General features: G+C 30.7%; 3 protein-coding genes. 1 reads left to right on the top strand and 2 read right to left on the bottom strand.

From position 1 onward, the window contains the following. Positions 1 to 117 precede the first annotated feature (117 nt). Positions 118 to 1,470, bottom strand: a complete 1,353-nt coding sequence (locus FHG05_RS18165; protein ID WP_140999548.1) for a PDZ domain-containing protein — start codon at positions 1,468 to 1,470, stop codon at positions 118 to 120. A gap of 126 nt (positions 1,471 to 1,596) precedes the next feature. Between FHG05_RS18165 and FHG05_RS18160 the strand changes: the two genes are divergently transcribed. Then, positions 1,597 to 2,787: a pyridoxal phosphate-dependent aminotransferase gene (locus FHG05_RS18160; RefSeq protein WP_140999547.1), complete on the top strand. Its 1,191-nt coding sequence runs from the start codon at positions 1,597 to 1,599 to the stop codon at positions 2,785 to 2,787. Positions 2,788 to 2,859: 72 nt separating this feature from the next. Here the strand turns inward: FHG05_RS18160 and FHG05_RS18155 are convergent. Next, a partial coding sequence (locus FHG05_RS18155) for a T9SS type B sorting domain-containing protein (protein WP_140999546.1) occupies positions 2,860 to 5,500 on the bottom strand: 2,641 nt, incomplete at its 5' end.

The following is a 5,500-nucleotide window of genomic DNA, read 5'->3' as shown; positions in this document are numbered from 1 at the left end:
AAAGAATTAAATCAAATCTAAACAAAATGAGCCCGATAAAATATCGAGCTCATTATTATCAAAATTAAGTTTAAATTTGTCTAACTTTTTGGGTGCAGTCTAATTTGAGACTTTTTTTTATATTATTTTTTGAAGTTTAAATTTAAAATCTATTAACTGTCCATTTCTCTGTACTTCAATTTTTATTACTTTACCTTCTTCAGACTGAAACAAATCAGTTATTTTTTGAATCGTATAATCGAATGCTTTTTTACCGTTTATTGAATGAATAATATCTCCAACTTTTAAACCCGCTGCAGCTGCAGGAGATTCCGGTCGTATTGCATATATTTCAAAAATAGGTTTTAACTTATAATTATACTTAATTTCAGTATGTTCATCAAAAATTAAAGTATTTCTCGAAGAAGAAGAATTTTTTAAAGAATTAGCATAACTTGAGTTTTCGTTACTTATTCCAACTTTTTCAGGAACCCAAGTTAAGCCTGTATGCTGAACTTCAATACCTGACATATTGTAATTAAAAGGTTCATCAAAATATTTATTTTTTTTAAAGTAGAATTTCTTATTCTTATAATCCAAAAACCAATTAAATCTTTTCATTATTTGTCCCCCAAGCGATCCATTTCTTCCTTTAGTGATATCCAATTGATTAAATGCTATACTATCAGGATAAGCAACTAGTGCCTCATTAAGAATAAAACCATTTAAATCCAAAGCTTCAACTCTAGCTTTTTTCCCTTCAATATCACCACCTAAACCTCTTCCTAAAATATCTTTTATAAATACTTTATTACATTTTATAGTATCATTTTCAAACAACCATAGACCATCCCCTAAACCAGTATCAACCAATAATCTGTATTTCTTTTTAATTCCTTTATTTACTTTTGCAAAAACATCAAAATACGGCTTATCACCTACTATTATTACTTCTTTTTCTATGTATTTGGAAGCTTTCCTAGAAAGATTTTTTTTTGAATCTTTGTGAAGATATATATTCTTTTTTTGATAATTAATTTCAACTAAATAATCTTGAAAAAAACTGGCTCCGATAATACCATTAATCGGTAATCCTAATTTATTAACTAAATTAATATTTTGGTCTGTAATTAATAAAATCTGAAATTTATCATCAGAATATCCTTTTACCTCCATATGATTATTATTAGAAACATAGGCTTCTAATGACTCACCTTTTCCTAATCCATTAATTTTCACTTTTCTAGTTTCATAAAAAATAATAGAATCGTTTTCTGGAAAACTAAATAGTAAATTTTTATCAGAACCTGTATCAAGAAGCATATTTAATTTAACATTATTAATTTTAACATTTACAATAATTAAATTATGAGTCAATTCAAAAGGAATTACAATCTTATCCTTAGAAGATTTCCATTTGTTTTGACCTTGACAAGGCAAATAATTTGCAATAAAATAGAGTATTAATAGATGAAGTAATTTTCTAAACATAAGAAAAGGTTTTAAATAAATTTAGGAAATTATTTCCTACTATAATAATATTTAACATTTTAAAAAATAAAAGAATTTAATAATTCGATAAAAAATTGCAATTTTGCATATCAAAAAATAAAAACCATGCCAAAAATATCGCAAAAAGGCAATCAAATGCCTGAATCGCCTATTAGAAAATTAGTTCCTTATGCTGAAATAGCTAAAAAAAAGGGTCATAAAGTATACCATTTAAACATTGGTCAACCAGACATTAAAACACCTGAAGTAGCTTTAAACGCTGTAAAAAATGCAGATATTAAAGTTTTAGAATACAGTCATTCTGCTGGTTTTGATAGTTATAGAGAGAAACTTTCAAATTACTACAAAAAACAAAATTTACCTATTAACAAAGAAGACATTATTATAACCACAGGTGGATCTGAAGCCTTATTGTTTGCTTTAGGAAGTACAATGGATACAAATGATGAAATCATTATTCCTGAACCTTTTTATGCAAATTACAATGGATTTGCAGTAGCTTCAGGAGTTAATGTGGTTCCTGTGATTTCTAGTATTGAAAGTGGTTTTGCTTTACCTCCTATTGAAGATTTTGAAAAATTAATCACGCCTAAAACCAAGGCCATTTTAATTTGTAACCCAGGTAATCCAACTGGTTATTTATATTCGCAAGATGAGATAAATCAGTTAGCTGCAATAGTTAAAAAGCATGATTTATTTTTAATTGCGGATGAAGTTTACAGAGAATTTACTTATGATGGTTATAAACACCATTCTATTATGAATGTAGAAGGATTGGAGAATAATGCCATCATGATAGATTCTGTTTCAAAACGTTTCAGTATGTGTGGTGCAAGGATTGGATGTATCGTTTCTAAAAATAAAGAAGTAATGGCTACGGCTATGAAATTTGCTCAAGCGAGATTAAGTCCACCAACATATGCTCAAATTGCTAGTGAAGCGGCACTAGAAACGCCTCAAAGTTATTTCGATGAAGTCATCATAGAATATAAAGAAAGAAGAGATATATTAGTAAATGAATTGAATAAAATTGAAGGAGTAATGGTAGCTGTTCCAAAAGGAGCTTTTTATTGTATTGCAAAACTACCTGTAGATGATGCCAATGATTTTGCACAATGGCTTCTTGAAAAATATGATTTAAATGGTGAAACAGTAATGGTAGCTCCTGCTTCTGGATTTTATTCTAGTCCAAAAGTTGGTTTAGATGAAGTACGTATTGCTTATGTTTTGAAAAAAGAAGATTTAATTAAATCTGTTCAAATATTAAAAGAAGCTTTGAACACGTATAACAAATAATAAGCTTCTTAATGAAATAAAAAAAGCCTCACAAATGTGAGGCTTTTTTTATTTTGAGCTTAATTTATAATCTTAACGTTTCAGAGAAAAATGTGCTTTGAAAACTTTTTGTTGTTGATTTTCTTCATATTCTACGGTAAACCAATAATCTGTTGATGGCAAATCTTTAGAATTAAATGTTCCGTCCCAACCTGTTCCTAATGGACTTATTTCTTTAATTAATTTTCCATAACGATCAAAAATATGAATTTTAGCATTTGGCTGATCTCTTAAAGTAAAAATGTTCCAATAATCATTATAACCATCTCCATTAGGAGTAAAGAACTTAGGATAATCAATTACAAAAATTTCTTTCGTTAAATAAGTACATCCTTTTTCATCTACAACGGTTAATTGATGAGTTCCTGAACTAATTCCTGTAAAAACATTTAAAGATTGTAAATTTTGATCATCTAATTGATAAGAATAATCTCCATTTCCATCGATAACATTTACAGTAACTGTTGCATTGTCAGAGAAAGCATCTGTTATGGTGTAAGTAAAGTCAGTTGCATTATTAATTTCAGTAACGGTTACAATATTTGAAATATTTTCACAATTCGTAATTGTATTTTGTACCAAAACGTAGTAATCTCCAGCTACTTCAGCTTCATAAGTACTTTGAGTTGCGCCCGAGATAACATTTCCATTAAAATACCATGTAAATTGGTAATCTGATGTATTAGCAATACCCGAATCTAATAAATGACTTTGAAAAACTACACCAGTTGCTAATTCAATACATATTGAACCATCTTCTAATATTGGATCTGGTAACGGATTAACATAAATTGTAAAATCGGTATATGCTCCTCTACAACCTGTTGAAGAAATGCTCCAAACACGATACACAACTACTCCTTGTGCATTACTTGTTGTCGTTAAAATATCCGGTATTTCAAATGGCGCAGTACTCGACGAACCACTATTTGCTCCATCTACACCCGTTACACTCTGAACAACCCATTCTACAGTAGTACCAGTTAATGTTGGTGTACCAATTTGAATATCAATAACATCAGCTACTGATTCTCCACTACACATATTTGCATCTGGAGAAGACACTACAGCTCCAGGTATTGGGTTAACTGTGATAACATCACTAGTTTCCATCTGACCTGTACAACTTCCTAAAACTGGAGTTATTTCGAAATATAAGTCTCCTGATTGATTCATATCAGCTACTTCAACTATCATATCAATATCGCTTGTAGTAGTACCAGTAGTGGTTCCTGAAGCAATAACAACACCGTTTAATATAGCTGTCCAATTGTAATTAACATTGGTTAAATTACCTGAAACTTCCAAATGAATAGCTTCGCCTGAACAAACTGTTGTATTTTCAATAGCTATGTCAGTAATAACTGGCACTGGTGTAACGGTAACCACATATTCTGTAGATTCGCCATTACAAGTACTTCCACTACTACCACTTAAGGTTGGAGTAATTTGCATGGTGATATATCCTACATTCAATATATTTTGAAGGTTCACAATTTGATTAATATTGTCCGTTTCATTCCCACTTTGAACATACGTAGTATTATCAATGTTTGTTATCGTTGCGTTCCATACATAAGTGGTAGTGTTATTCAAAGTAATTACAAAATCAGTTGCTGTTCCTGCACATATTGTATTAGTATAAGTAACTGTAGCTGTAGGTGTTGGTGTAATTGTTATGGTCTCAAAATCAGTAACCGTTTGAGAACAAGATGGTGTTGTACCTGTAGTTACATTCGTAATAGTATAGGTCGTATCAGCTGTTAAGTTTGGTGTAGTATAAGTTGCATTTCCTGATGCGTTTAATGTAACTGTATAATTAGCTGTTCCATTTGTAAAAGTTACAGTAGCATTTGGTGTTCCATTAAATAATAACGTTGTATTTCTATTATTACAAATTGCATTGCTTTGCGCATCTATACTAGCAGTAGGTAAAGCAATAATAGAAACTGTAGCTGTATTATTCAAATTTGCACTACATGTTATCGTTGTGTTATACGTTATTTGCGAAAGCGTTATGGTTTGACTAACAGTAGCTGCTAGTGCAGTAACAGTAGCAGATCCAGATGCTGGTATTGTAACTGTATTAGAAACAGAGTTTAAAGTATAGGTTACTTGAGCTCCTGCAGTACCAGTAATGGTAAATACCGCATCTTGACCATAACAAATTGGACCATTTCCATTTAAACTTGTAACTGTTGGTAATGGATTAACCACTATAGTTTCTGTAGCTGTCAATGGTGTTATACAACCTCCATTAGCAATTTGAGTTAAATTTATAGTTTGATTCACTGTTGCTGAAGCTAGCATTACTTGTCCATTTCCGGATGCATCTAAAACTACCGTTTGGGTTGTTCCTCCATTTAATGTATAAGTTACTGTAGCATTTTGTGTTCCTACGATATCAAAAATAGCAGTTTGACCATAACAAACAGGACCGTTTCCTGTTACGCTTGTTATACTTGGTAAAGGATTAACAACTATAGTTTCTGTATCTGTTAATGGTGTTATACAACTTCCAACTGCAATTTGACTCAAATCTATAGTTTGATCAACTGTTGCCGCTGTAATTACAACTTGTCCGTTTCCTGATGCGTCTAAAACAATCGTTTGAGTAGTTGTTCCTCCATCTAAAGAATAACTTACCGTTGCATTTGCTGTACCAACAATAGTA

It is taken from the genome of Flavobacterium profundi, assembly GCF_006491645.1.
Taxonomy (GTDB): domain Bacteria; phylum Bacteroidota; class Bacteroidia; order Flavobacteriales; family Flavobacteriaceae; genus Flavobacterium; species Flavobacterium profundi.
Note: the sequence above shows the minus strand (reverse complement) of the source record. Positions and strands in the feature narration are given on the sequence as shown.